We start from the raw sequence: 26,983 nt of genomic DNA, 5'->3' as shown, positions 1-26,983 counted from the left end.
CCATGCCGTTGCTCTGCGGGCTGCGTACCGGGGTGGTCACCGGCTGTAAGCCGATCTGTAGAGCAAACAAGCGTGTCTGTCCGGCGGTGTACGCCGATCCGTTGTCGCTTAGCCATTGCACCGGCGTGGCGGGCAGTTGATCACCAAAACGCTTCTCCACGCTTTCCAGCATCAAGTCGCGAATATCATCGCCGCTGTACCCGGTCGGGCTGGCTACCCACCAGCCTCTACACGGCCGATGACATACCCGAGATCGACGCTTTGTTGATCAGCCACGATCATTACGATCACTTGGACTATCCAACCGTTCTGGCGCTTCAGTCCAAAGTCAGAAAGGTTATCGTGGGGTTGGGTGTAGGCGCGCATTTTGAGCGTTGGGGTTACGACATGGGAGCCGTACGCGAAGCCGACTGGAACGAAGTCATCGCGCTGACACCGAACGTCAGAGTCCACGTCACCACAGCTCGACACTACTCTGGACGCACCTTTACCCGCGATCAGTCGCTGTGGGTCGGCTTTGCACTTGTGTCTCCTGAGCAGCGGTTGTTTTTCAGTGGCGACTCGGGTTATGGCCCGCACTTTACCGAGATCGGCCAGCGACTGGGTCCGTTCGACTATGTCGCCATTGATGCCGGTCGGTACGATCCGCGCTGGGCGAACGTCCACATGAATCCGGAACAGGCCGCGCAGGCAGCCAGGCTCTCATGAATCGGGCAGTGTGATCGCGAGGAAGCTGAATCGAACCGCCGGGTGATCGGATATATGCCGCTCTCCTGTCACCCGAACACCCTTCTGTACTCAGCTCATCCAGTTCCCGCCATCAACGTTGTACGTTTGTGCGACGATGTAATCGCTCTCCGAGCCCGCCAGGAAAATAGCCATTCCTACCAGATCCTCTGCCGTCCCCATTCTCCCATATGGAACTTCAAGGCCGACGAGCCGCTTCTTCTCACCTAGAGGTCGGTTCTCGTGTTTGGCGAAGAGCGCGTCGACACCGTCCCAGTGTTCGCCATCGACAACCCCCGGGGCGATCGCATTGACATTGATTTTGTGCTTGATGAGGTTGAGGCCAGCAGACTGCGTAAGGCTGATGACCGCCGCCTTGGTGGCGCAGTAGACGCCTACCAGCGCCTCACCGCGGCGACCCGCCTGGCTGGCCATGTTGATGATCTTCCCGCCATGCCCCTGACTGATCATCTGCTTCGCCGCTGCCTGAAGCGTGAACAGCGTCCCGCTGACGTTGATTGCAAAAAGCTTGTCGTAGCTTTCCCGAGTGATCTCAGTGATCGGTGCAAGATCGAACAACGCCGCGTTGTTCACAAGGATGTCCAGCTTTCCTGCGTGGGCAACGACCTCGGCGATTGCTGCATCAATGGACGCCTGGCGGGTAACGTCCATCTCCACCGCGTAAGCTTGCGGCCCAAGCTCGGAAGCCGTCGCTTGAGCTCTTTCCAAATTGATGTCGGCGATAGCGACCGTAGCGCCTTCACCGATATAGGCCTGGGCAAACGAGCGGCCAATACCGCGTGCGGAACCCGTGATCAAAGCGCTTTTACCTTCGAGACGTTTCATTGAATCTACCTTTGTGGTTCGTGGCGCGCTTCATCGAAAGAGCGCGCCTGATGGAAGTCAGGCCGCGCGTGATGCCGCAGGGCTTACCGAAAGACCGCTCTCATCAAATAGATGGCAATGAGCGACATCGAGGGTGAGATAACGCCGGGCGGCGTACGGCACTTCGCAATCCCCCTGGACACGTACCGTCAGGCTTTCTCCTGAATCGACATTCACGTGGCAGAAGGTATCGCTGCCCAGGCGCTCGGTGACATCCATCGTGACCGGCACTTGGCCTTCAGCGCCCAGGGTCAAATGCTCCGGCCGTATCCCGATCGTCACGGATTGCCCGACCGACAACGCACTGCTGTCGCGTGGAATGAGCAAAGTGGTTCCAGAGGCGAATCTAACCTCAACCCCCGACGCACGCACGGCATACACAGTCGCCTGCAAGAACCCCATTTTTGGTGTCCCAAGGAAGCCGGCAACGAACAGGTTGGCAGGGTGATGGTAGAGCTCGAGCGGCGAACCAATCTGCTCGATCCGCCCTGCGTTAAGCACAACGACCTTGGTGGCGAGCGTCATGGCTTCGACCTGGTCATGGGTCACGTAGATCATGGTCGCCTGCAGCTCCTTATGCAGTCGGGACAGCTCCAAGCGCGTCTGTACACGCAGCGCAGCATCAAGGTTCGACAGTGGCTCATCGAAAAGGAAAATCTTCGGGTTTCGGACAATCGCACGACCAATCGCGACCCGTTGGCGCTGACCACCTGACAACTGCTTAGGCTTGCGGTCGAGCAGAGAACCAAGCTCGAGAATCCTTGCGGCCTCGGCGACCTTCCTTTCCACATCCGGCTTCTTCTCACCGGCCAGATCCAAGGCAAATGACAAATTCTTGCGTACCGTCATGTGCGGATACAGAGCATAGGTTTGGAATACCATGGCCAGGTCTCGCTTGGCGGGAGTCACCTCAGTGATGTCTCGGCCATCGAGCTCGATCGTGCCGCTCGTGACGTCTTCCAAACCTGCAATCAGGCGCAACAGGGTCGACTTGCCACACCCCGACGGCCCTACAAACACCACAAATTCCTTGTCCTTAACCTCGAGATCGATGCCCTTGATGATGGACAGTCCCTCGAAACCTTTCTTGAGATTTTCTATTTTCAAAGTGGCCATGCGTAAAGTCCTGTAAGAAATTGGAGCCTTCGCGAAATCATTGAATGCTCGACGTCGTCATTTGACGGCGCCAAAGGACAGCCCACGAACCAATTGCTTCTGACTGATCCAGCCGAAGATCAAGATAGGTGCGCAGGCCAATGTGGAAACTGCGGAAAGCTTCGCCCAAAACAGACCCTCAGGGCTCGAGTAGGAAGCAATCAGCGCGGTCAGAGGTGCGGCGCTGGAGCTCGTCAGGTTGAGCGACCAGAAGGCCTCGTTCCAGCACAGGATCATCGACAGCAGCATGGTCGACGCCAGTCCACCCTTGCTGATGGGCAGCAGCACGCGCAGCATCTCCTGTCCCAGGGTCGCCCCGTCCAGCCTGGCCGCCTCCAGAATCTCCCGGGGAATGTCTTTGAAGTACGTGTAAATCATCCACACCACGATGGGCAGGTTGATCAGGGTGTAGATCACGATCATCGCGATCCGGGTGTCCAGCAACCCCGCCCCCTTCGCCAGAAGGTAGATAGGCATGAGCACCCCAACTGGAGGAAGCATCTTGGTCGATAGCATCCAAAGCAGCGTCTGCTTGGTGCGCTTGGTCTCATAGAACGCCATCGAGTAGGCCGCCGGCACCGCGATCAGCATGCACAACGCTGTAGCGGAGAAGGAAATCAGCACCGAGTTCCACGCAAAGTGGAAGTAGTCACTGCGCTCCTGGATGTGCAAGTAATTCTCCAGCGTAGGCATGAAGATGAACTGTGGCGGCGTAGCGAAGGCATCGATCTCGGTCTTGAAACTGGTAAGCACCATCCAAAAGATCGGAAAGAACAACAGCAAAGCGGTGACCCAGGCCAAGGTGCCGAGCAGTACGCTTTGTAGAGACCGGGATTGTTTAAGCGTCATCATGGCGTTGTCCTCAGGCTTTGTCGGTCAGGTTCTTGCCAATCATGCGCACCAGCACAATCGCCGCGATGTTAGCGATCACCACCGCAATCAGACCACCGGCCGAGGCCATGCCCACATCGAACTGCACCAGTGCCTGGTTGTAGATCAGATAGGCGAGGTTGGTCGAAGCGAACCCAGGTCCGCCATTTGTCGTGGTGAAGATTTCTGCAAATACCGACAGCAGGAAAATCGTCTCGATCATCACCACCACCGCGATGGGCCTGGCCAAATGTGGCAGGGTCAAATGCCAGAAGATGGCCAGGGCACCCGCCCCATCCAATCGAGCGGCCTCTTTCTGCTCTTGATCGAGCGACTGCATGGCTGTCATCAGCAACAAGATCGCAAAAGGCAGCCACTGCCAGGAAACGATGACGATGATCGAGAAGAGTGGGTAATGAGCTAGCCAATCGATGGGCTGTGCCCCGAAGAACTTCCATACCGCCGCGAGGATCCCGGAGACAGGGTGGAAGATCAGATTCTTGAAGATCAGCGAACCCACTGTAGGCATGATAAAAAAAGGCGAAATGAGCAGCACCCTGACGATGCCGCGTCCAAAGAACTCGCTTGCCTCAAGCAAGGCTGCAATCAAGACACCAAAAATCACGCTGATCAGCAGCACGCTGCCCACCAGTATCAACGTGTTAAGCGCTCCGGGAAGAAAACCCGAATCTGTCACGAAATAGGCAAAGTTCTCCAGGCCAACGAACTCGTTTTCCCCTGGATTGAGCAGGTTGTAACGGATCACCGAAAAATAAACGGTCATGGCCAGCGGCACGATCATCCAGAGCAACAAAAGTGCAACCGATGGCGACACCAGAAACCATCCTGGATTGATCAAACGGCGGGCGCGTGATGGCGCCGAGGCCGCAAGCTGGGCTCGAATAGTGGACGTGTTCATGATTATTTACCTGTGCGGCTGTGACCGCCGGCGCTAAGCCGGCGGAGGTAAGGGGCTATTTATTTTTTGGGATAGCCCGCACGCTTCATCTCGCGCTCGGTTGTGGACTGGGCAGAAGCCAGCGCTTGCTCAACCGACATTTGTCCTGTCAATGCTGCGGAGAAAAGCTTGCCTACAGATGTACCGATCGACTGAAACTCGGGGATCACCACGTATTGAATGCCCACGTACGGAACGGGCTTGGCTGAAGGCTGCGACGGGTCAGCGTGCTTCATCATTTGCAACGTTACCTGAGCAAACGGCGCGGCCTTGAGGTAGGCGTCACTGTAGGTCGAGATGCGTGTTCCGGGTGGCACGTTCGTGATGCCATCCTTATCGGTAACTAGCTGGATGTACTCTTTGGAGGTGGCCCAGGTGACGAAGGATTTGGCGGCCTCTTTGTGCTTGGAGGTGGCAGGAATTGCCAATGACCAGGCATATAACCACGAGGACCCCTTGTCGGTAACCTCGATAGGCGCAGGCGCGAAACCTACGCTGTCTACCACCCGGCTCTGCTCCTTATCGGTGGTGAAAGATCCAGCCACGCTTGCATCAACCCAAATCGCACATTTTCCACTGTTGAAAAGGGCCAGTGTTTCGTTGAACCCGTTACTGGATATTCCCGGAGGACCGTATTTCTTCAGGGTATCAACATAAAACGTCGCTGCTGCCTTCCACTCAGGACCATTGAGTTCAGGCTGCCATTTCTCATCGAACCAGCGCGCCCCGAAGGCGTTGGCCATCGTGGTAAGCAAGGCCATGTTTTCGCCCCAGCCAGCTTTGCCACGCAAGCACATGCCATATTGATCTTTCGAAGGATCATTGAGCTTGGCAGCGAACTCGCCCAGTTGCGACCAGGTCGGCTGTGCCGGCATCGTCAATCCTGCTGCCTTGAACAGATCGGTGCGGTAGTACGTGATGGTGCTTTCGCCGTAGAACGGCAGTGCGTAGAGCGTATCGTTAACGGAAAGGCCCTGGCGTACGGCAGGAAAGATATCGTCGACGTCGTAGCCGGCCGGGAGGTCCTTCATCGGCTCTAGCCAGTTCTTGGCACCCCACATCGGGGTCTCGTAGGTGCCAATGGTCAACACGTCGAACTGACCACCTTGAGTGGCAATGTCAGTGGTCAGGCGCTGACGCAGAACGTTCTCTTCGAGCACGACCCAGTTCAGTTTGATGTCGGGATGCTGCTGCTCGAAGACCTTGGATAGCCGTTGCATTCGGATCATGTCACCGTTGTTGACCGTCGCGATGGTCAGCGTCTCAGCGGCATGGCTGGCAAGGGCGAATGACAGACCAGTAGAAAGAATTAGCGCATTCGTAATCTTCATGGGGCTCTCCACTCCAAGCCAGATGACCGGAGCTATTATTGTTGTTGTTCACCACTGGTGGGCAAATCAAGATCGCATCGCAGTGGTGGGCGAGTTGATTAAATCACCTACCCGACCCGCTCTCAAACGAATCCAGGACGCCGAATTGATACTTTTTTGATCGCTGCACCCTCCCCTAAACGAAATCAAAAAAGTATCACTTAGCTGCAATAGATGAACTACCAGTCCTGAGCGAGATCGGCGTATGGTTAGCGCATTCGATCCATAGAACAACTATAAAAGGGGCACGAGATGCCTGATAACCGCGCTGCTTTGTTCGAGCACCGACCAGCCGACCTTGAGGTCATCCTTCCTGAACCCGATCAGAGCTTTCGATGGTACGAGCACGACTATCCATACTCCCTCGCCCGCTGGAACCACCATCCTGAATATGAAATCCACCTGATTCGGCAAGGAAGTGGCAAGCTCTTGGCCGGGGATTACATCGGCCCCTTCACCGCAGGACATGTCGCACTGATTGGCCCAGGTCTTCCCCATGATTGGATGGGAGATATCGCGCCGGGAGAACAGCTCGTAGGCCGCGACGTGGTTCTGCAGTTTGATGGCGCCGCCCTACTCGACCTCCGAGGCTCATTGCCTGAGCTATCGGAGCTGAAAACGCTGTTTGAGCTGGCACAACGTGGGATCGAGTTTACTGGGGGGACGGCCGTGGAGGCCGCTTTGCTGCTTGAGGGAATCGGCAAGGCGACGGGGCTTCAGCGCCTGATCATATTCCTGCAACTGATACACACCCTCGCAAGGGCGCCAAAGCTCGAAATTCGGGTATTGGCCAGCGCCTGCTACTCACCGTCCTTGAACGAACGCAGCTCGGAGCGAATTAATCAGGCATTCGACTACCTGATCAATGAGCTCACATCTGACGTCCGGCTATCTGTCATCGCCGAGCGAGTAGGGATGAGCGAGGCCGGTTTTTCACGCTTCTTCAAACGAATCACTGGCCACGGATTCATGGACCTGATGCGCAAGCTGCGCATCCAGCGTGCATGTCGGCTACTCGTCCAGACACAGCTCTCGGTCGCCGAAATCTGCTTCGAGGTTGGCTACGAAAACGTCTCCAATTTCAATCGCCACTTCCGTCATGAAATGCATCAGACCCCGAGCGACTACCGGCGTACTACCGCCATGAAGCTCTTCAACCGAGACGGTCTTCACCCATCGCTACCGATCGCGCAGGTGCGGTGAGACAGCGTCTAACGATGTGACGCACGATCGTGTCCCCAGCCCGATACAAGAGAGGATGAATATGCAATTGCCGAGCGTTGTTGTGTTTGGTGAAGCACTGACCGACGTGGTTCAACATTCACCCGGACGGTGGCAAGGCTATCCAGGTGGCGCGCCCTGGAACGTGGCCCGCGCAATGAGTCGCCTGGGCGTGCCCACTGCCTTCGCCGGCTCGATCAGTACCGACTCACTGGGTGATGAGCTCGCACAGCAATCGAAGATTGCCGGTCTGGACATGAGATTCCTCCAGAGAGTTGACGCTGACCCTCTGGTAGCAATCGTGCCCTCCAGCCACCCTCCCCGGTATTTCTTTGCGGGCGAGGCCGATCTACTTTTTGATGTGGACCAACTCCCGGCAGGTTGGTTGGATGCGGCTCGACTCTGTCACTTCAGCTGTATCAGCCTTGCCCGTCAGCCATTGGGGGACAGGCTTGTTGAGGTGGCCAGGAGGGTGAAGGAAGAAGACAAGCTGATTAGCTATGACCCGAACTGGCGCAACCTGATGGACACCCGCTACCGCGAGCTGACTTTCCCGGCCATGGTGGAGCTTGCAGACATCATCAAGCTCTCGGATGAGGATCTTCGCCAGATATACCCTGGATTGAACGAAGAACAGGCGCTTCAAACGTTGCGGACGATGAATGCTAGTGCGCAGATTCTTTTCACCCGTGGAGCGAAAGGTATGGCGTTGTATGCTGCCGACGTGAAGTTTGAACAGCCCGCGATCGCCGTTGAGGTCGCTGATACGGTAGGTGCCGGCGATTCGAGTATGGCCGGATGGCTGGCCTCGACGTTGTTAGGCATCCTAGAGCCCCATGCACGATTGGAGTTTTCCGCTGCTTGTGCGTCAGTGTCTTGCTCGCATGTCGGGGCTTACGCGCCTAGTCGTGAAGAGGTTGAGGATTTGCTATCAAACCGCATGCAACATCAGCGCTGAAATTCGCATTACGTACCGCCATTTTGTCAGGAAGGCGGGACTCAAGAAGCACTGAATTGTTGGCGCTGATGCGATTTAGACCCAGGTTACTGATTTTATCTGACCCATGTGCAGCCTCTGAAATCCCACGCAAGGTCATCGCTTGCTGAGTATTCGAATGGGTCAATGACTTCCGGCGGCGTGGGTCAAAATCGCATCAGCGCCAACATCGAGAGCACCAAGACGATGATCGATCGGGTTGAAGCGCAGTTCGACATCAAGCCGTAACGCCTCATCGGCGATACCGAGTACGGTACAGCGCCGATGTTGGCCTGGATGGTGGAGGAAAAGGACATCGAACCTCACGTGCCGATGCGGGACAAAACAGAGGTCAAACAATCCAACCTAATATGGAGATCCACTGAGAGCCATCCGAATCCAACTGGATCTCTGCCAGAAAATCGCCAGTCGCGATCGCTCGCACACCCGGTTCAAGTGGGGGCAACATTGGGGGCACATTTGAAATTTTTCTGCCTGAAAATGTTATTCTAGAGCCTAGTCAAAATGTTTTTCGGCGACCCTGACAGTCTTTAGACGAACACCAAGTACGTATTGCCGAGAATCGCTTCGACCATTCGATAGACTGGCCGAGTGAAAACGATGAAAGTTCACCGCTTCACTCGGGTAGGGATACTAATATTTGAAGCGACCCACCAGGCCTTTGAGCTGACCAGAAATTTCTGTCAATCGACCCGAGCCAGTCTGTGAGGATTGGGCAAAGCCTTCGACCAGTTGGGCATCGGCATGAATCTGCGCGATGTGCCGATTAATCTCTTCGGCCACCTGGTGCTGCTCTTCGGCGGCTTTAGCGATCTGGGTGTTCTGGTCGCGGATCGAGTCCACCGAGCCACGGATCTTGTCGAAGCTGTCACGCGCCTGCTGGATGCGTTCCACACTGGCGTGGGACACCTGCAGGCTGCCTTGCATCTGCTGCGTGACTTCCAGGGTGCGGCGGGCGAGATTGCCCAGCAAGCTGTCGATCTCGCCGGTGGAGTCGGCTGTCCTGGGGGCAGGCTGTTTAGCTGATCATTTCTGCCTTTCCACAAACCATGGAGCTCCATTCACTTCCAGTCGATTACTACATTGGGGGCACATCTGAGGGCACGCTTTGGATGGTTTGAAAAGGATGCCCCCAGCCTGAAGTCCAACAGCCCTTTTTCGGAAAAGTCATACGCTACTGCTCGCAAACCAGCATCGCACCAACTGTTTTGATCATTAGCAATAGAATGTAGGCTCTACTCCACTACGCTGAAAACGCCTTTTTTATGCGCAACTACGCGAAATCTGAGCCCTGAGCCTTTTGTTCAACGCAAAGATTTCAATCTCAAGCGCGTACTTTTTGACGTGGAAACCAGGTCGGCGATCGACTCGGTGCCGTACTGCCCTCGACCTACGAGCACCCATCAACCGAGTCGATGACGTCTTTTCCTGCGTATGCGGCAACGGAGACGCGCCCATCACATGAAAGTTGGAGTACTTTCAGCCAACGACGACAGGCAGGAACCGGCCGAGGCTGTGCAAACACGATTTGGATTGGCGCATCTGCCTGAATCGTGTGGAAAATCACGTTCCTACGTAAAACTCAGCTCTACTGAGTAGCGGATCTTCACCAGATTTCACCTACTGAATCGTTTTCGCATCTCTTAGTTCATTTCCGCACCCCTGTAGGAACTGGTACCGACAACTGACTGGGCACTCTGTCGCATGGCGAGCTCAGGGTCGGCGAGAGATCGCCATTCGCAGGTGCAGCCCACAGGCTCACCCGTTGGTCTTCGATCCGATTTATCGCAGCCAGAAAACCACCAGTGAGGCTCGTTCCGGGCCAGGTTTGTCCATCGTCGATGGCAATTGCCAATCGTATCGGGTCCCGGATCGTTTTGAGCTTTTCGGATGACATGAACCAGAGCGGACTGTGCGTTTCATTCTGGTTGAAACGGCGACTGACGGCCGAGCTCGCGGTGCTGCTTATCCAAGATGTGGTTTTAGCATGTCCCACGCATCGGTGGTAAATCGGTAACTTCTGTCCGACTGAAAAGCGATCACACCCACCTCGGCAAGACGCTTGAGTACTTCCCGCACACTGACAATCGTCAGTTCGGAAGAAGACGCTTTTATATAAGCATGCACGCCCCGCACACCGATCAAACGTTCCTCCTGCGTAGCCAAGACTAATGCATTGATCACCTTCAAACGAAAGAGACTGGTACGCAGTCCGTAAACACACAGCATCTCGCGGATATGGCGGTTCGTACTGTAATCAAATTCGAGTGCGAGTTGATTGGTCGTGGCCTGAAACGGACGACACCTGTCAGTGGAGGTAAATCCCTGCTTGTCCAGCATGCGAATATTCTCTTTCCGAAATGTTCAGATCGGGTTGCTACGTCTGCCGTAGCAACCCTTCCCGTATTCGTCAGAAGTCGACTGTGGCCGACAGCTGCAAGGTTCGCGGATAACCCGGGGAGAATGTGCCGTACGAAGCAACGCCCGACCAGTACTCACGATCAAACACGTTCTGAACGGTGGCCCGAAACGTCGTCGGCCGGCCTTCAATTTTGGTGGCATAACGCGCGCCGGCATCGAAGCGGGTCCAGGAGCCCAGTTCCTGCGTATTGGCCTGGTTGACGTACTGGCTGTCGGTGTAGATTGCGCCGCCAGTGAGGGTGAAGCCCTCCAGCCATGGCGTATCCCATTCGGCCCATACGTTGGCTTGCACATCCGGTACGCCGACCGGTTTGTTGCCACGGTTGGCCTGAGTCGCCGAATCGGTCAGTTTGCCGTCGAGCACGGTCACGCCGCCCATCAGGCGAGTGCCCGGTACCACTTCGCCGAACATGCTCAACTCGACACCACGGTTGCGCTGCTCGGCCTGCACCGAGAACACGTTGTCGGCACCGACTTCGCCACTGGGTTTCTCGATCTGGAACAACGCCAGCGTGGTCATGAACGTGCCGTGTTCGTATTTGACGCCGACCTCATGTTGCTTCGACTCGTACGGCGCGAAGGTCTCGCCAGCGTTGGCCGCCGTGCCCGGGGCGATGTCACCCTTGCTCAAACCTTCTACGTAATTGTAGTAGAGCGAAACGTCTTCCCAGGGCTTGACCACCACGCCGACCAGCGGGGTCGTGGCGTTGTCCTTATATTTCGAGCTGACCGCACCGGCGGCGTTGTAGTTACGCGATTCGATGTCCTGACGCCGTACCCCAAGGGTCAACTGGAAGCGGTCATCGAGCATCGACATCGTGTCGGTCAATGCCACGCCGGACAGCTCCGATTCGGACACGCGCAACACTTTTGGCGAGTTGATGTACTGCTGCGGCCTGTCGATCGGGTGGTAGATATTCGACAGGATGGCCGTGCCGTTGTTGATGCCGCGTGACAGTTCATCCTGATACCGGGTCGCCATCACCGTGGTGGTGTGAGTGATCGGGCCAGTGGCAAACACACCACGCATACCGACGTCTGCCGTCGAGCGATCAACGTTGAATTTGTAGTAGCCGGGAATGTTGCTGGTATCACCGGCGTCGTTGAGGATTCTCGGCACCTGGTCGGACAGGCGCTTGACGTCGGACTTGCCGCCACCGGCATGGGCGAACACGGTGACGTTGTCGGTCAGGTCATATTCACCGCCGAGCAACGCCGACTGCTCTTTGGTGTCGGACCAGCCCCAGTCTTGCGAGTGATTGGTGCGGCCGTTCGGCGCAGACGGCACATCAACGCCCGGCGCAACGGTGAAGGGCCGCGAAGCGCCCTCCCAGCTTTCTTTCTGGCTGATGTAATCGAGGTTCAAGCGCAAACGCTCGCCGCGATAATCCAGAGCGATGGCGCCGACTCCGAGCTCGCGGTGTTGATCGTCAATCGCCGTATCACCACCCTGCAGGTTGCCGTTGAAACGCACGCCGAACTGGTTTTCCGAACCGAAGCGACGACTCAGGTCCAGATGCCCACCGACTTGAGAATCCGAGGCATAGCTGCCGGTGAACCGGGTCAGGTCTTCATCCAGCGGCCGCTTGGGCACGATGTTGATCACACCGCCGACGCCGCTGTTCGGCGAGATGCCGTACATCAGCGCGCCCGGCCCCTTGAGCACTTCGACGCGCTCGGCGTAGTCGGTGAACACCCGATAATTCGGCGCGACACCGTAGACGCCGTCGAACGCCAGCTCACCAAGGTTGCCTTCGCCAATCGGGAAGCCACGGATGAAAAACGAGTCGACGATACCACCAGTCTGCCCGGTCGAGCGCACCGAAGGATCGCGCTCCAAGGCGTCGGCGACAGTCACGGTTTGCAGATCGGCGAGGGTTTTTGCGGTGTAACTGGTGACGCTGAAAGGCGTGTCCATCACGTCTTTGTTGCCCATCATGCCCAGCCGTGCGCCGCGAGCCACCTGACCACCAGCGAGGGCTTCCGGTAACGCAGTCGCGCCGTTGTAACGGGCGTTGACGTTGGTGGTGTCGAGGGTCAGCGCGTCCGGCGCTGCGTTCGAAGTCGGGTCGGCGGCAACGCCTGGTTGCTCGGGGCTGGCGGCCCAAGCGTTGGCGCTTCCTGCGACCAAAACGAAATTCAGCATGGCGGTACGCACGGCGAGTTTTAACACCCGCTCACCGCAAGGACGACTGACAACAGGCATGACGTGAGGATCCTTTTCATCGAGGGAAAATGGTAATCACTCCTATTGCCAGTCGATCTGCGAAAAAGTATCACCCGCAGTAAAGTTTTTTTCCGTCGCCCGATCAGGGTCAGGCGTAGAGGCGCTCCAGCGGAATCGCGACCAGCGGCAGCGCGGGGTCAAACGCGTGCCGGGTGGTCTTGTACGGAAAAATCTCGCCGCGAGCGATGGTGGTGAAAATCCGCGCCACCTCGAACGCCTGCCCGGTCTGCCAATGCCGCACACAGACGCGCGGATCGGAGTAGTCGAGCTGGATGCACGGCACCCGTCTCAAGCCCAACTGCAACGCAGCGGTGAAACGGTGATTGCCGTCCATCACGATGCCGCGCGAACGCTCGACGATGATCGGTTCCAGCCAATGCCCGGCGCGGACAATCGACTCGCGCAGCAGCGTCACGTTGGCCGGATCGACCTGCTCCGACTGCAACACCTCGCACAGTGGCCGCAGCGCAATCTGATAACCGTGATCCATGGTGATCTCCTGATTCGCCGGGGATTCAGCAGGCATCGGCGCGGGCAACCGGCGCATGCTGACTGGCCACATCGAGCAGGCGCTGGGCGTGTTCGATCAGCGGCAAGTCGACCATCTCGCCGTCCACTTGCACCGCGTGACTGCCCGTGGCCACCGCCCGCATCACCCGATCGGCCCACGCCAATTGACGCGAGTCCGGCAGGAAGGCGGACTGCACCGTCGCCAGTTGCCCGGGATGAATGCACAGCTTGGCGCCGAAGCCCAGCGAACGGGCGTATTGCGAGTCTTGGGCAACCACCGCCAAATCGCTGATTGCCGGCGTCACGCCATCGATCGGTAACGGCAGATCCGCCGTGCGCGACGCCAGCACGATGCGGTTGCGGGCAAACAGAAACGCCTCGGGCACCTGGCTGCAATTGATATCGAGCGAGAAATCCAGCGAGCCAAACGCCAGCCGCGCCACGCCCGCAATCGCAGCGATCGACTCGACCTGCTGCAGGCCTTTGGCGGTCTCGATGATCGCGACGATCGCCAGCGTCGGTTGCCACTCCAGCAAGCGCTCGACCGCCCGCGCCAGCGTCTCGGGACATTCGGCCTTGGGCAGGAAAATCCCGCTGCAACGCTCGGGGTAACGCATGTCGCTGAGCCAGCTCAGGTCCTGGCGAAACAGCGAACTGCTGACGCTGTTGAGGCGAATGTAACGCTCACAAGCAACGCTCGGCGTTTTCTCCTGCCACGCCTGGATGGCGTCACGGGCGGCGGCTTTGCTGTCCGGATGAACGGCATCCTCAAGGTCGAGAATGATCGCGTCCGGCCCTGCTTCGCAGGCTTTGGAAAAACGCTCGGAACGGTTACCCGGCACGAACAGGTAGCTGATCGCGAGTGGCGCTTTGCGGCTGAGTCGATCGGATTGCATGGCGTTGCTCCTTTGACGTGAACCAGTCGTGGTTTGTGAAAATTTTCAGGCCCCTTCAACGGCGGGTTTGCCTGCTGTTACGGGGCTTATCGCAAAAGCCCTTAAGGCTTTATTGCTCAAGGAATTAACGGACTTTTTTATCTCGGGGCGAACGAGTCCTTGAGCGTGTAAATACACGTTCATGGATTCGCCCTGAGCAGGTCGTTATTGAAAAATATTTGAAAACCTTACTTGATAATCGTTCCTGTTCGCAATATTGTTCACGCCACCAAAAGGAACTATTCTCGTTTAAAAGCAAGTCATCTGTATCTGGAAAAGTACCTGTCAGTGATGTCACTTAAACATCAGCTACAGGCTGCTACAGGGCAATGATCTGCAACTAATGGCCATTCAATACATCCGGACAAACCTTATGGAATGGGGTTCTCATGCAATTGTTTTGTGAACCATTTATTACGATCAGAGCTACAGATCCAATAGCGGACCTCACTTGGCATCCGCCTCCCAGTTGTTTAAAGCCTCGACGCTGACGAGCAAAAAAACGACCTGCATCGATAACGATCGGTGATCGAACTATCAATGGCGACGTAACTTTCGACGCCAGGGGTTAACTATGCCTACAACAAATAAATCTGCTGTTGAGCAGCCATATAAAGTTCATCACCCGGCGATGTTAACGCCGCTGATCGACCCAGTTATTTCCACGCTTATCAACAAGTTCCCGAACAAACTGACGGAATTACTGGAACAACAGGGCTCGCCGTTAAATCTGGTCTGGCCCCATGCGTTTGAATTAAACACGCAAGCGCTGCTGAACGTGTTGAAGCAATACCAAGTGCCCCACGCCATTTTCTACGGGGCCAAGGCCAACAAGTCGCAAAGCATGCTCGGCGCTGCAGCGAATTCGGGGATCGGCGTCGATGTGTCGAGCATTCACGAGTTGAATGCTGCCCTGCGCGCAGGTGTGTCGGGCACAAAAATCTGCGCCACAGGACCAGCCAAAACAGCCGTTTTCCATCAAGCGCTGATCAGCGCCGGTTCATTGATTTGTGTGGATTCGCTGGAGGAATTCGACCACATGCATAGTGTGTTCCCAACACAGTCAGGTTCGACAAAAACCAGAGTTTTACTGCGTTACAGACCGCAAAGCAGTCCGAAGAGCCGATTCGGAATGGGCTCGCAAGACCTGCTGCAATGCCTGCAACGGTTGACAGAACAACCTGAGCGTTTTCACTTTGAAGGTTTCCATTTTCACCTCGGCGGCTATGGATTCGAATCCCGCGCGCAGGCCTTTCGCGAGGTCAGCGGTTTTATCGAAGCTGCCAGGGAAATGGGCTTGAATCCGCAGATGATCGACATCGGTGGCGGCTTGCCGATTCGTTATGTCGAACCGCAGGCCTACGCTCAATTCCTGCAGAACGACAATAACGCCAGCCACTATTACAATCAGAACGTTCCCGCCACTTATTATCCTTACGGCAGTGAACTGACCGCTACACAATGGCTGACGTTATTGCTCGAAACCGAGCATTCGCACGGTTTGTCCATTGCCAATTACTTGAAGACTCAGAATATAACCCTCGCACTCGAGCCGGGCCGGAGCCTGGTCGATCAAGCTGCCATTTCAATATTTCGCGTCACGCGCAGCAAACAATTGGCTGACAATAAAACCGTGATCTTCGTTGAGGGCAGCAGTTTCAGCGCTTGCGAAACCTGGTTTGCCTCGGAGTATCTGATGGATCCGATACTTGTCGGTACCAAACAACAGCCGAACATCCCGATTCAAGCTTATATCGCCGGCCATAGTTGCCTGGACGATGACGTCATTACCCACCGCCTGATCAACTTTGCGACGGCACCGCAAACCGGTGACTTATTGATTTATATCAACACCGCCGGTTACCAGATGGATTTGCTGGAAAACGAGTTTCATCGCCATCCCCTTCCCCGGCGGTTGACGGCGACCTGTTGTACGGAAGGTAAATATGCGTTTTCACCTGACTACTAAAGGGAACAATTGCAATGATCTTGAATAAAGTCTCTGACCTTATTGGTAATACACCGATGTTGGGCATCGATGTTCCGGATACCAACGCGCGATTGTTATTGAAGATTGAAAAGAACAATCCCGGCGGCAGTATCAAAGACCGCATGGCGCGCAACATGGTGCTGGCGGCGCTCAAGTCCGGTCGCCTGAAACCCGGCGGTGTCGTTGTCGAATCGTCGTCGGGCAATACCGGGATTGGCCTGGCCATGGCCGCCGTCGAGTTCGGCCTGCATTTCATCGCCGTGGTCGATCACCACGCCGCACAAGACAAGATCGCCGTGATGAAGGCCCTCGGCGCCGACATTCGTTTCGTCAAAGGCACTTATCGCGAAGATGAAGTCGCGGTGGTCGAGCGGCAACAGATGGCCGCCGAGCTGGCCAGCGAAATTCCCGGCGCGGTGTTCATGAACCAGTCCGACAATGCGGCGAATGCCGGCGGTTACAGCGATTTCGTCCGCGAAACCATTGTCCAGGCTGAAGGTCTTGTCGGCGCTTACGTCGGTTGCGTCGGCACCGGCGGTTCGATGACCGGCATCGCACGCGGCTTGAAAGTGCACAACCCGGACACCGTCACCGTCGCGGTGGAACCGGCCGGTTCGATTGTCTTCGGTCACCCCGGCTACCCGTACTACCAATCCGGCACCGGTACGCCGGCCGGCGACACCGTGGGGCTGGTGCTCGACTACAGCTGCATCGATCTGGGCGTGCAAGTCACCGACTCGCAGGCGTTCGAAACCGCGCGCTACATCGCGCGCAACTTCGCCCTGCTGGTAGGCGGCTCGACCGGCGGTGCGATCTTCAAGGCACTGGAGCTGATCCACAAAGGCGTGCTGACCGGCAACGTCGTGGTGCCGATTGCCGACGGCGGCGAGAAATACCTGCACACGGTGTTCGACGACCAATGGCTGCAGGAGCGCGATCTGATCGATCCGAGCATCGCCCCGCAACTGGACGCCTGGCTGGGCAAGACCCACTGGCTGGACTCTGTTTCCGCGCCGCTGCAACTGAGCGTCGCATGACCCACTCTTCACACAGGAACGCCTCTCGATGAATCTATTGAAAGTCGCCATCTGTGGTGGCGGCAGGACCGGCCATCTCAACGCCATCCTGTTCAAGCAGCTGCCGAATGTTCAGGTTTCGATGCACACCCATAATCAGGAGGTTATCGAACACCACGTCCGTCATACGCCGATGCAGGCCTTGTTGCCGGATGGCTCGACGCTGAGCGCCCGACTGGATCGGGTGACCAGCGACACGAAAGCCGCGGTGGAAGATGCCGACATCGTCATCATCACCGTGCCGGCCCACGCCCGTCCGCAAACGTTGAAAGACATTGCGCCGCATCTGACCACCAGCAAACCGGTGTTCATCGGCGCCATCCCCGGTTTTTGCGGTTTCGACTGGCTGGCCGAAGCGACCCTGCCCGACCGGCCGAATGTGGTGATCTGGGGCATGAAGGATGTTCCGCACACGGCGTTCGAATTGACCCCGGGACGTTCGATCAAAATGGGCGGCGGCAAAAGCCAGTTGTACGTGGCAACCCACGCCCGGGAGCCACAAACCGCGCGCCGCCAATTGGAAAAAATACTCACGCGACTGTACGGCCCGTGCGTGACGATGCTTGACCACTTTCTGGAAATCACCCTGACGCCGGGCAACCCGATCATGCACAGCTCGGTGATCTACGGCCTGATCGGCCCCTACGGCCAGTGGCATCGCAAGATTTTCCCGCAGCGCATGTGCTGGTGGACCGAATGCCCGGAACTCGGCGCCTATTTCCTTGAACGCATGGATCAGGAAAGCCAGGAACTGTGTGCGGTAATCAGCCAGCGTCTGGGCATCGACCTGTCCTCGGTGAAATCGCTGAAACAGGAAATCGTTGAGGCATACGGCGAGCAGATCCGCGACCCGAGCAGCATGCTCTCGATCCTGCGCACCAATCAGGCTTACAACGACATCCTCGCACCGATGGTACCGGCCGCGGACAACCGCGCCGGTTACGTGATCGAGCGCGAGAGTCGCGCCTTCAACGAAGACGTCGCCTACGGCCTGGTGCTGCTGGTGGAAATGGCCAAACGCTTCGACCTCAAGGTGCCTTATATCGAAGAAGTCTTGCAGTGGAGCGTGGCCTACATGGAAGGCCTGCGCGACTCGGCACTCGACTATTTCCCGAGCCAATGGCCGCACACGACAAGCGCCGCCGCTTGATCTTCTTTCTCAATTTTCGACGAGCAGACCGCTGATATGGATGACTTCAAGACACTGATCGCCTACTCCCGCAAAAACGCCATGCGCCGTCTGGTGCGTTGCCTGTTTGCGGAAAACATCCTCGACCGAGCGGCCCTGAGCTTTTCCGTCGAGGGCAACCAGGCCACGTATCCGCTCAAGGGCGGCCGCGCCCACCTGGCTTTTTCCGACATTGCCAAAGGCCCGGCCGATACCGTGGTCAACGACGGTGACGTGGTGTTGGTCACCGATGAAGGCGTGCGCCAGGTCATCACCAGCCACCAGGACATGCTTGATGTGCTGCGCGACAGCTTCGACTTCGCGCCGACCGACGAAGGTGTAGCCGGGCTCAAGTCCGACATGGAAAACAGCCTGACCAACGACGCTCACGCCCGTCAGCATCGCCAGCACTGGAACGCCCGATTGGCACAAGCCGCCAAGGACCTGGGGCTGAACAGCTTCACTGATTACTTGCGCCAGCACGCCAAAACCAAGGACGCCGCGATCCTGCTCGACCAGTGGGGTTCGCTAGAGGGCCACCCGTATTACCCGACCTGGAAAGCCCGCCCGGGCCTGACCGATGAAGAGGTCGAGCAACTGTCGCCCGAGTTCAACGCACAGGTGCCGCTGCGCATCGCCGCACTGCGCGCCGACAACGCGAAAAGCGAAAGCATGCCGCACGTGATCGATTACCGCGCCTGGTTCGCCGAGCATTTCCCGACGCAATGGGCGCAATGGAAAGCCTCGCTCAACAGCAAGGGGCTGGACGAACACCAATGGCTGCCCTTGCCGATCCACAGCTGGCATTTGCAGGCCTACGTGCTGGAAACCTTCGCACAAGAAATCGCCGACGGCATTCTGATCACCGACGGTCCGGACCTGCCAACCCTGCCGACCATGTCCTATCGCACGATGATGCCGGCGCTGGACGAATCCGCGCCGCTGATCAAACTGCCTATCGCGGTGTGGATGACCAGCGAACTGCGCAGCCTGCAAGCCAAGTCGATTCACATGGGCCCGCGCATCAGCACGGTAATCAGCAAGATTCTCGAGACGGAAAACGGCTTCGATCAGCGCCTGGAAATCTTCCCGGAAGAAATCGGTGTGCGTTACAAAAACGCGGTGACGCAGGACGATCACCCGGGCCGTCATCTGTCCGTGGTTTATCGCGCCAGCGCACCTGCATTCGAACGCAACGATGAGTGCCTGCCGATAACCGTGGCTTCACTGTTCACCCGTTTGCCCGCCACCGGTCGTCCGCTGTTCACTGATCTGATTGAACGTGACGGCGTGCGCGCCCATGCTGCGCAGGTCGAGAACTGGTTCCGCGAGTACGCGAAAGTGGTGACTCACCCGGTGGTGGCGATCTACTTGATGTACGGCATCGGCCTTGAGGCGCACCAGCAAAACACCATGGTGCTGTTCTCCCCTGACGGCAAAGCACGTAGTCTGCTGATCCGCGATTTCGGCGATGGCCGCACTTACGCGCCGTTGCTCGAGGACCGTGGTTACAGCCTGCAACCGCACGTGCAGCCGGGTATTCTGCCGACGGTGTTCTCCGGTGATATCGAGCCGGTACGTATGTTTGTGCTCGACGCGGCGTTCCTCACGCACCTGCATGAAATGGCCCTGTGGCTGACCAAGGAATACGCTTTCAACAACAAACGGCTATGGCAAATCTTGCGCGAAGAAACCGACCTTGCCTTCGAAGCGGTGCGTGACCGGGTTGCGGCAGACGTGTGGGAAACCGAGCACAAGGCGTTCGTCGAAGAGCCATGGCCAACCCGTTCGCTGTTGCGCATGCACTTGATGCAGTACAGCAACTATCGTTTGCAACACACCCTGACCAACCCGCTCGCTAGCGTTTAACCGAGGCTGACTCATGTCCCAAGCAGGTGCCATCCAGGGTTCGAGAGTAAGAATCCTGATTTATCTTCTATTTGCGATCCAGCTGGTATCGATGGGCGCGATGGAAATGAGCGGGCCGTTCTGGCCTGTCCACCTGCGTGGGCTGACGACGTCAGAGTCGCTTTTCAGCTTCGCCAGCATCGCCGTGTACGTCGGGCCGATGCTGGGCATTATTTTCACCAGTGCATTCTGGGGCCGGATCGGTGATCGCTACGGCCACAAGTTGATGATGATCCGCGCCCTCGCCGGTTTGTCGTTGACCCAGCTTGGGCTGGCCCTCTTCAGTGATATCTGGGTCATTCTGATCCTGCGCTTTCTGCAAGGCGCGTTTGCCGGCTATATCGCGCCGGCACAGGCCTACGGTGTCAGCATTGAAGCGCCGTCGCGGCGCGCACGGCTGTTCGCCATTCTGCAAATCTCGACCAACGTCGGCTCGCTGCTGGGTGCGGTGGTCGGCGGCTTGATCCTCGATTACGCGACGTTCTTCTGGATCAACATCATCGCTTCGGCGCTGTGTGCGGTGTGTACCGTGATCGCCGCCGTGACCTTGCCGGATGTGCCGCCGGTGAAGAAAGCCGTGGTCGTCGACAAGGCTGCGCCGGTTCGTTCCGGCAGCCTCTGGCAAGGCTCGCCATTGCTGTCACTGCTCGGTGTGATGGGCATTCTGTTACTGGCGCGGATGCTGCCGCAGACCTCGTTTTCGCTGTATGTCAGCTCGGTGTTCGAGGTCAGCAATTCGGTGGTCGGTCTCTGCTACGGCTTGCTGGCGCTGGGCTTCATTCTATCGGCCACGGCGTGGTCGCGTTATTTCGAACACCGTGGTCAGCAGGACACCTTGCAGCGCATGACTTACGTCGTCATCGGCTGCATCGTCCTCACTGCGGTGGCAGGCGTCACCCACAACCCGGTGGTGTTTGTCATTGCCTACTTCATTTGGGGTGTGCTGCTGGGTGCAACCACGCCGGTGTTGATGGCGCTGATCTCGAAGACCGCCGACAGCTCGCAACAGGGTCATGTACTGGGCATCGCTCAGGGCACTGCGCAATTCGCTTCGATTGCGGGGATTTCCGCCGGCGGCCTGCTCAGTCAGGTCTACGGTTTGCAGTACACCTATCTGTTTGTTTGCCTGGCTTACGTCGTCGCACTGATCCCGATCGTCGCGTTGCGCTACTGGCCGGCGGCGATGCAAGCAAGCCCTGCCCCGGACGGCGAATGATCAAGGAGCATGTTTTTGAACATTGAACAACTGCGCGCCGACACCCCCGCCGTCGCGCAACTGATCCACTTCAACAATGCCGGCGCGGCGCTGATGCCCGCGCCGGTAATCGAAACCATGACCCGGCATATTCGGCTTGAAGCGACTCTGGGCGGCTACGAAGCCGCCGGACGGCAATCGGCCGGCCTAGAAAACGTGTATGGCGCCATCGGCCGTTTGATCAATGCCCAGCCTGATGAAATTGCGGTGATCGAAAACGCGACCCGCGCCTGGGACATGGCGTTCTATTCGTTACCGCTGCAACCCGGCGATGTAGTGCTGACATCGACCACCGAATACGCCGGCAACTACATTCCTTATCTGCAAATGAAGCAGCGGCGTGGTATCGAGATTCGTGTCATCCCCAATGATGAACATGGCCAGGTTTCCCTGTCGGCACTAACGGCCATGCTCGACGATGATCGGGTCGCGCTGATCTCGCTGCCGGTGATCGCCACCAATGGCGGCCCGGTGCAACCCATCGAGCAGATCGGCGCCCTCGCCCGTTCGGCTGGCGTGCTGTTTCTGCTCGATGCCTGTCAGGGTGTCGGGCAGATGCCGATCGACGTGCAAAAAATCGGCTGTCACATGCTCGCGGCCACCAGTCGCAAATACCTGCGCGGGCCGCGCGGAATGGGCTTCTTGTATGTCGAAAAGTCCCTGTGCCAGAACCTGGAACCGGCATTTCTCGACTTACATGCCGCCTCATTGCAGGACGCCGAGACGTTCGAAATCCGCGCCGATGCCCGACGTTTCGAGAATTGGGAATGCAACGTCGCCGCCAAGCTGGGCCTCGGTGCGGCGGTGGAATACGCGCTGGCGCAAGGCATCGAACCGATGTGGCTGCGGATTCAGCAATTGGCTGATTACCTGCGCCGGCAACTGACAGATATCCCCGGTATCATGCCGCGAGACCTCGGGGTGCAGAAGTCCGGTATCGTCACGTTTACTCATCGCGACAGCGGCGCCGCGCACGTTCAGCAGTGGCTGGCCAGCCAGGAAAAGCGCATCAACGTCAGTACATCGACCTTGCGCTCGACTTTGCTCGACATGCAGCACAGGGACTTGCCGGAAGTCTGCCGTGCCTCGTTGCATGCGTACAACACCGAGGCGGAAATCGACACGATGGTCGCTGCATTGCGCGGTTTGCGGGGCGTCTGAACAGACGCCAATCGGCGCTTGCGTCAAAGAGGGGTTGTAACCTAGTATTGGGAATACTTCTCAATTGCATAAAAATCTGCAGCCATGAGCGAAACCCTTCCCGCGAATAATGACAATCACCTGCGCGCGATCGAAGCCCTGTACAGCGGCCATCATGGCTGGCTGTACGCGACGCTGAGAAAAAAACTGGGAAACGCCATGGATGCGGCGGATCTTGCGCAGGACACCTTCACCCGCATCCTCGCCTCCCAGGTCACCGTCATTGAGCAGCCACGCGCCTATCTGAGCTGCGTGGCCAAGGGCATTCTGGTCAACTGGTATCAGCGAAAGGCACTGGAGCGTGCCTACCTGGACGCCCTCGGCCATGTGCCGGCGCCGGAAGTGCCTTCGCCAGAATTGCGTTTCATGGTGCTGGAAACCCTGCACGAAATCGACGCGATGCTCGATGCCTTGCCGCCGCTGGTCAAACGCGCCTTTCTGTTGTCGCAGATCAGCGGCTTGAAATACGACGACATCGCCGAGCAGCTGGGTGTGTCGCTGATCACCGTCAAACGCTACATGAAGCAAGCCTTCGTGCAGTGCCTGTTGCTGGTGGAGTGAATGCTCAGCCGCCGCCATGAGCCGAATCTCGATCACCAGGCGCTGGAAGAAGCCGCCGACTGGTTGATCCGCATGAGTGATGGCGAACTCACCGACAGCGAGCGCGGCGAATGGGAATACTGGAAAGCCAGCACGCCCGAACGCGGTCGTGCATGGGCCCGCGCGCAGTTACTACAGAGCAAACTCGGCGGCCTGCCACCGTCCTTGGCGATGTCCGCACTCGACCGCCCGAGCAGCCCGGAGCGCCGTGCGGCGTTGGGCAAACTGGCGATGATTCTGGCCATCCTGCCGGCCGGCTGGGGTAGCTGGAAGCTGGCCGAAACCCAACAATGGTCAGCCGACTATCGCACTGCGATTGGCCAGCAACGCGAGCTGACCCTGGCCGACGGTTCGAAAATCACCCTGAACACCGACACCGCCATCAACGTGCTGTTCGACGCCAATCAACGCCTCATCCACCTGCGCGAAGGAGAAATACTGGTGCAGACCGCGCCGGACATTTCACCGCTGGCGCGGCCCTTTCTGGTCAGCACCCGTCAAGGTCGCATGCAGGCACTGGGCACGCGTTTCACCGTGCGCGAACTGCAACCGCGCACGCACCTCGCCGTGCTGGAAGGCGCGGTCAAAGTCGAGCTCGCGGACAATCGCCAGACCACGCCGCTGATCGTCAACGCCGGTCAACGCACCGACTTCTCGTCCCACACCTTTGGCCAGCTCAGCATTGCCGATCGCTATGTCGGCGCCTGGAGTCAAGGCATGCTGATGGCCGACAAGATGCGCCTGGCCGATTTCGTCAACGAGCTGACGCGCTATCGCCGCGGTTTCGTGCGCCTCGATCCGGCAATTGCCGATCTGCGCATCTCCGGCGCCTACCCGATCAGCGACAGTCAACGCACCTTGAACATGCTGGCGCAAACCTACCCGATCCTCGTCAGCGGCCATTTGAATGGCTACTGGATCATGCTCTCCCCGGCCTGAGTGAAAAAAAATTGCCGCTGCGGTGATACTTTTTTCGATCTCGACTGGCTGTTGGAGAGAAGCACCTTTTCGTCCTGTTTATAGGCTCATTCATCCATGCTTGCCGCACGCCACCTTCGCCCGGATCGTCACTTCAAACCAGTTGTTCGCAGTGCGTTGCTAAGCCTTGTCATGATCGGTGTGGTTTGCCCGTTTGCCTTGGCTGGCGAGCCTGTGCAGCTGGACTCTGTTGCTGTGCGTGCCTACAACATTCCTGCCGGGCCGCTGGGTGCGACCTTGTCGAGTTTTGCCGTGGACGCCGGTATCGCGCTGTCATTCGAGCCCGCGCAGGCCGAGGGCCTGAACAGCCCTGCGCTGAACGGCAAATACTCGACCCGAGAAGCGGTCAATCGCTTGCTGGCCGGCAGTGGCCTGGACATGGTGTTGCGCAGCGACGGCAGCTACACATTGGTGCAGCGCCGGGTGACGCTGGATGAAACATCGATCATCGGCACCGAAAAGCGTGCCGACTCCCTGCCAGAAGTGTATGCAGGTGGACAAGTGGCCAACGGCGGGCGCCTGGGCATTCTTGGCAATACGGATGTCATGGACGCCCCCTTCAGCGTCAGCACCTACACCTCGGCGCTGATCAAGGATCAACAGGCCGTCACCGTGGGTGATGTGCTGGAACGTGATTCTTCGGTGCGCTCCACTGGCCAGACCGGCGGGATTGTCGACTCGTTCTTCATCCGAGGCTTTCCCGTCGGCGAAGGCAACCTCGGTGAACTAGCCTTCGATGGCGTGTACGGCGTGGCACCCAATTACCGGGTTTTCACCGAATACGCCGAGCGCATCGAACTGGTCAAAGGCCCCGGCGCCCTGCTCTACGGCATGTCACCCAACAACGCGGTGGGCGGCGTGATCAACGTGGTGCCGAAACGTTCCCTCGATGAAGACCTGACCCGTTTCACCGCGAGTTACGCCATGGATTCTCAGGCCGGTGGCCATCTCGATGTCAGTCGCCGCTTCGGTGAAGAGCGCCGTTTTGGCGTGCGCTTCAACGGCAGTACGCAACTGGGCAACACGGCGATCGACGATCAATCGCGCCGCGTCGACATCGGCGCGATCTCCCTCGACTATCAGGGCGAACGCCTGCGCACGACATTCGACTGGCTCAACCAGAAAGAACGCTTCGACGCGGCTTCGCGGCCGTTCCTGATTGCTCCGGGCGTGGACATTCCTTCCGCCGCCAATGGCCGCAGCAACGTCAGCCAGGATTGGGGCTGGTCGAAAACGCGTGACAAATCGGCGCTACTCAGCGGCGAATATGACCTCAGCGATGCATTGACCGTGTTTGCCCATGGCGGCGGCGGCAAATCGGATGTGGCGCGGATGTCCGACCAGACGCCGACCATTATCAATGCCGCTGGCGACACCTCGTCGATCCCCGGTTACTACAAGTTCGAAGTCGAGCGTTACACCGTTGATGCCGGTGCGCGGCTGCGCTTCGATACCGGGCCTATCAATCACCGTACGACCTTGCAAGTCAGTCGCTATCGCGATGTGTTGTCGCGCGGGATCATTTCCGGCGCACCGATTCTGTCGAACATTTACCACCCGGTGGATCGCCCGCAACCTTACATTCCCAAGCCGGATACGCCGAAGGTCTCGGAGAGCGAACTGACTGGCGTGGCGCTTGCCGACACGCTGTCGATTCTCGATGACCGCGCGCAGGTAACCCTGGGTTTGCGCAAACAGAACATCAAATCCGACAACTACAACGCCGCCGGCATGGTGACCACGTCCTATGACGACGGCCGGACGACCCCGTTATTCGGCGCTGTGATCAAGCCTTGGGATCACGTTTCGTTCTACTACAACTACCTCGAAGGACTGAGCAAGGGCGACATCGCGCCTTCCACCGCGTCCAACGCTGGCGAGATCTTTGCCCCTTATGTTTCCCGCCAGCACGAACTCGGGGTCAAAGCCGACTACGGCACGTTCACCTCCACCATCAGCCTGTTTCAGATCACCAAACCCAGCGGCGAACTGGCCTCCGGGGTGTTCTCGGTGCAGGGCGAACAACGCAATCGCGGGCTGGAGCTGAACGTGTTCGGCGAAGTCACGCCGGGCACTCGCCTGCTCGGCGGCGTGACCCTGCTCAATGCCGAACTGACGAAAACCGGCGTGGCCGCCAACCGAGGCAACAAACCGGTCGGCGTGCCCCAGGTTCAGGCCAACTTCTGGGCCGAATGGGACACCTCATGGGTCGAGGGTCTGACGCTGACCGGAGGCGCAATCCACACCGGCAGCCAGTACGTGAACCAGGCCAACACACAAAAACTCGATGACTGGACCCGCTTCGATGTCGGCGCCCGCTACAGCACGCGCGTCGATGATCGACCGACCACGTTTCGCGCCACCGTGCAGAACGTGTTCGACCACGAGTATTGGTCGGGCGTCGCTTCCTACGGCGCGTTCTCCCAAGGCTCACCGCGCACCTTATTACTGTCGGCGACTGTCGATTTCTGAAACGTTCAGCCGGACAGCGGTGTGAGCCGTTGGCCGAACTGACCTTTGCAAAGGCTTTGAC

21 protein-coding genes and 3 pseudogenes are annotated in these 26,983 nt (G+C 58.0%); 13 read left to right on the top strand and 11 right to left on the bottom strand.

Features of this window, described 5'->3' with window-relative positions; all coding sequences use genetic code 11:
• Positions 1 to 220: pseudogene (locus AACY50_RS10165) on the bottom strand (IS3 family transposase); the annotation flags it as partial.
• Here AACY50_RS10165 and AACY50_RS10160 point away from each other — a divergent pair.
• Positions 115 to 708, top strand: coding sequence for an MBL fold metallo-hydrolase (locus tag AACY50_RS10160; protein WP_339482053.1), 594 nt, complete (start codon positions 115 to 117; stop codon positions 706 to 708). The pseudogene AACY50_RS10165 and the gene AACY50_RS10160 sit on opposite strands and share 106 nt — an antisense overlap.
• Before the next feature lie 90 nt (positions 709 to 798).
• On the opposite strand, the gene AACY50_RS10155 is transcribed toward AACY50_RS10160, so the two are convergent.
• Genes AACY50_RS10155 through AACY50_RS10135 form a run of 5 tightly spaced genes read right to left on the bottom strand, consistent with a single transcriptional unit; the run spans position 799 to position 5,925 of the window.
• Positions 799 to 1,572: an L-iditol 2-dehydrogenase gene (locus AACY50_RS10155; RefSeq protein WP_013692788.1), complete on the bottom strand. Its 774-nt coding sequence runs from the start codon at positions 1,570 to 1,572 to the stop codon at positions 799 to 801.
• A 57-nt stretch (positions 1,573 to 1,629) separates the two neighbouring features.
• Positions 1,630 to 2,727, bottom strand: coding sequence for an ABC transporter ATP-binding protein (locus AACY50_RS10150; protein ID WP_339538522.1), 1,098 nt, complete (start codon positions 2,725 to 2,727; stop codon positions 1,630 to 1,632).
• 57 nt (positions 2,728 to 2,784) lie between these two features.
• Positions 2,785 to 3,618: a carbohydrate ABC transporter permease gene (locus tag AACY50_RS10145; RefSeq protein WP_339482021.1), complete on the bottom strand. Its 834-nt coding sequence runs from the start codon at positions 3,616 to 3,618 to the stop codon at positions 2,785 to 2,787.
• A 10-nt stretch (positions 3,619 to 3,628) separates the two neighbouring features.
• Complete coding sequence (locus tag AACY50_RS10140) at positions 3,629 to 4,555, bottom strand: carbohydrate ABC transporter permease (protein WP_339482020.1); 927 nt, start codon at positions 4,553 to 4,555, stop codon at positions 3,629 to 3,631.
• A gap of 59 nt (positions 4,556 to 4,614) precedes the next feature.
• On the bottom strand, positions 4,615 to 5,925 hold the full coding sequence (locus tag AACY50_RS10135) for an ABC transporter substrate-binding protein (RefSeq protein WP_339538521.1): 1,311 nt from the start codon (positions 5,923 to 5,925) through the stop codon (positions 4,615 to 4,617).
• 291 nt (positions 5,926 to 6,216) lie between these two features.
• On the opposite strand from AACY50_RS10135, the gene AACY50_RS10130 reads away from it, so the two are divergent.
• The 3 genes and pseudogenes from AACY50_RS10130 to AACY50_RS10120 form a co-directional block, all read left to right on the top strand.
• Positions 6,217 to 7,167, top strand: a complete 951-nt coding sequence (locus AACY50_RS10130; RefSeq protein ID WP_339482018.1) for an AraC family transcriptional regulator — start codon at positions 6,217 to 6,219, stop codon at positions 7,165 to 7,167.
• A gap of 61 nt (positions 7,168 to 7,228) precedes the next feature.
• Complete coding sequence (locus AACY50_RS10125) at positions 7,229 to 8,143, top strand: carbohydrate kinase family protein (RefSeq protein ID WP_339538520.1); 915 nt, start codon at positions 7,229 to 7,231, stop codon at positions 8,141 to 8,143.
• 198 nt (positions 8,144 to 8,341) lie between these two features.
• Positions 8,342 to 8,530 (top strand): annotated as a pseudogene (locus AACY50_RS10120) (IS5/IS1182 family transposase); the annotation flags it as partial.
• 285 nt (positions 8,531 to 8,815) lie between these two features.
• On the opposite strand, the pseudogene AACY50_RS10115 reads toward AACY50_RS10120, so the two are convergent.
• The 5 genes and pseudogenes from AACY50_RS10115 to AACY50_RS10090 form a co-directional block, all read right to left on the bottom strand.
• Positions 8,816 to 9,193, bottom strand: a pseudogene (locus AACY50_RS10115) (methyl-accepting chemotaxis protein); the annotation flags it as partial.
• A 954-nt stretch (positions 9,194 to 10,147) separates the two neighbouring features.
• Complete coding sequence (locus AACY50_RS10105; RefSeq protein WP_339507729.1) at positions 10,148 to 10,522, bottom strand: fe2+ zn2+ uptake regulation protein; 375 nt, start codon at positions 10,520 to 10,522, stop codon at positions 10,148 to 10,150.
• A gap of 70 nt (positions 10,523 to 10,592) precedes the next feature.
• Positions 10,593 to 12,809 carry a TonB-dependent receptor gene (locus AACY50_RS10100; RefSeq protein ID WP_339538519.1) on the bottom strand — a complete coding sequence of 739 codons (2,217 nt, stop codon included), beginning with the start codon at positions 12,807 to 12,809 and terminating at the stop codon, positions 10,593 to 10,595.
• 109 nt (positions 12,810 to 12,918) lie between these two features.
• Positions 12,919 to 13,320 (bottom strand): ParB N-terminal domain-containing protein, encoded by a 402-nt coding sequence (locus AACY50_RS10095; RefSeq protein ID WP_220558655.1) that lies wholly within the window; start codon positions 13,318 to 13,320, stop codon positions 12,919 to 12,921.
• Positions 13,321 to 13,345: 25 nt separating this feature from the next.
• Entirely contained in the window at positions 13,346 to 14,236 is an 891-nt protein-coding gene (locus AACY50_RS10090) for an HpcH/HpaI aldolase/citrate lyase family protein (RefSeq protein WP_339507731.1), read from the bottom strand.
• A gap of 613 nt (positions 14,237 to 14,849) precedes the next feature.
• On the opposite strand from AACY50_RS10090, the gene AACY50_RS10085 reads away from it, so the two are divergent.
• The 9 genes from AACY50_RS10085 (at position 14,850) to AACY50_RS10045 (ending at position 26,922) form a co-directional block, all read left to right on the top strand.
• Complete coding sequence (locus tag AACY50_RS10085; protein WP_339538518.1) at positions 14,850 to 16,244, top strand: Y4yA family PLP-dependent enzyme; 1,395 nt, start codon at positions 14,850 to 14,852, stop codon at positions 16,242 to 16,244.
• A gap of 14 nt (positions 16,245 to 16,258) precedes the next feature.
• On the top strand, positions 16,259 to 17,302 hold the full coding sequence (locus AACY50_RS10080; RefSeq protein WP_339507733.1) for a PLP-dependent cysteine synthase family protein: 1,044 nt from the start codon (positions 16,259 to 16,261) through the stop codon (positions 17,300 to 17,302).
• A 28-nt stretch (positions 17,303 to 17,330) separates the two neighbouring features.
• Positions 17,331 to 18,491, top strand: a complete 1,161-nt coding sequence (locus AACY50_RS10075; RefSeq protein WP_339538517.1) for an NAD/NADP-dependent octopine/nopaline dehydrogenase family protein — start codon at positions 17,331 to 17,333, stop codon at positions 18,489 to 18,491.
• A 36-nt stretch (positions 18,492 to 18,527) separates the two neighbouring features.
• Complete coding sequence (locus AACY50_RS10070; RefSeq protein ID WP_339538516.1) at positions 18,528 to 20,378, top strand: IucA/IucC family protein; 1,851 nt, start codon at positions 18,528 to 18,530, stop codon at positions 20,376 to 20,378.
• A gap of 13 nt (positions 20,379 to 20,391) precedes the next feature.
• Positions 20,392 to 21,633, top strand: a complete 1,242-nt coding sequence (locus AACY50_RS10065) for an MFS transporter (protein ID WP_339538515.1) — start codon at positions 20,392 to 20,394, stop codon at positions 21,631 to 21,633.
• A gap of 15 nt (positions 21,634 to 21,648) precedes the next feature.
• Positions 21,649 to 22,833, top strand: coding sequence for an aminotransferase class V-fold PLP-dependent enzyme (locus AACY50_RS10060; protein ID WP_339538514.1), 1,185 nt, complete (start codon positions 21,649 to 21,651; stop codon positions 22,831 to 22,833).
• Between the two features lie 84 nt (positions 22,834 to 22,917).
• Complete coding sequence (locus AACY50_RS10055) at positions 22,918 to 23,433, top strand: sigma-70 family RNA polymerase sigma factor (protein ID WP_339507738.1); 516 nt, start codon at positions 22,918 to 22,920, stop codon at positions 23,431 to 23,433.
• Positions 23,434 to 24,411 (top strand): FecR domain-containing protein, encoded by a 978-nt coding sequence (locus AACY50_RS10050; protein WP_339507739.1) that lies wholly within the window; start codon positions 23,434 to 23,436, stop codon positions 24,409 to 24,411. It abuts the gene before it with no gap.
• 96 nt (positions 24,412 to 24,507) lie between these two features.
• Positions 24,508 to 26,922 carry a TonB-dependent receptor gene (locus AACY50_RS10045; protein WP_339538513.1) on the top strand — a complete coding sequence of 805 codons (2,415 nt, stop codon included), beginning with the start codon at positions 24,508 to 24,510 and terminating at the stop codon, positions 26,920 to 26,922.
• The last annotated feature ends 61 nt before the right edge of the window (positions 26,923 to 26,983 follow it).

This window comes from Pseudomonas sp. RA_15y_Pfl2_54 (assembly GCF_963971015.1).
Classification (GTDB): Bacteria; Pseudomonadota; Gammaproteobacteria; order Pseudomonadales; family Pseudomonadaceae; genus Aquipseudomonas; species Aquipseudomonas baetica_A.
The sequence above is the reverse complement of the archived record's forward strand: the minus strand, read 5'-3'. Positions and strand labels throughout refer to the sequence as shown.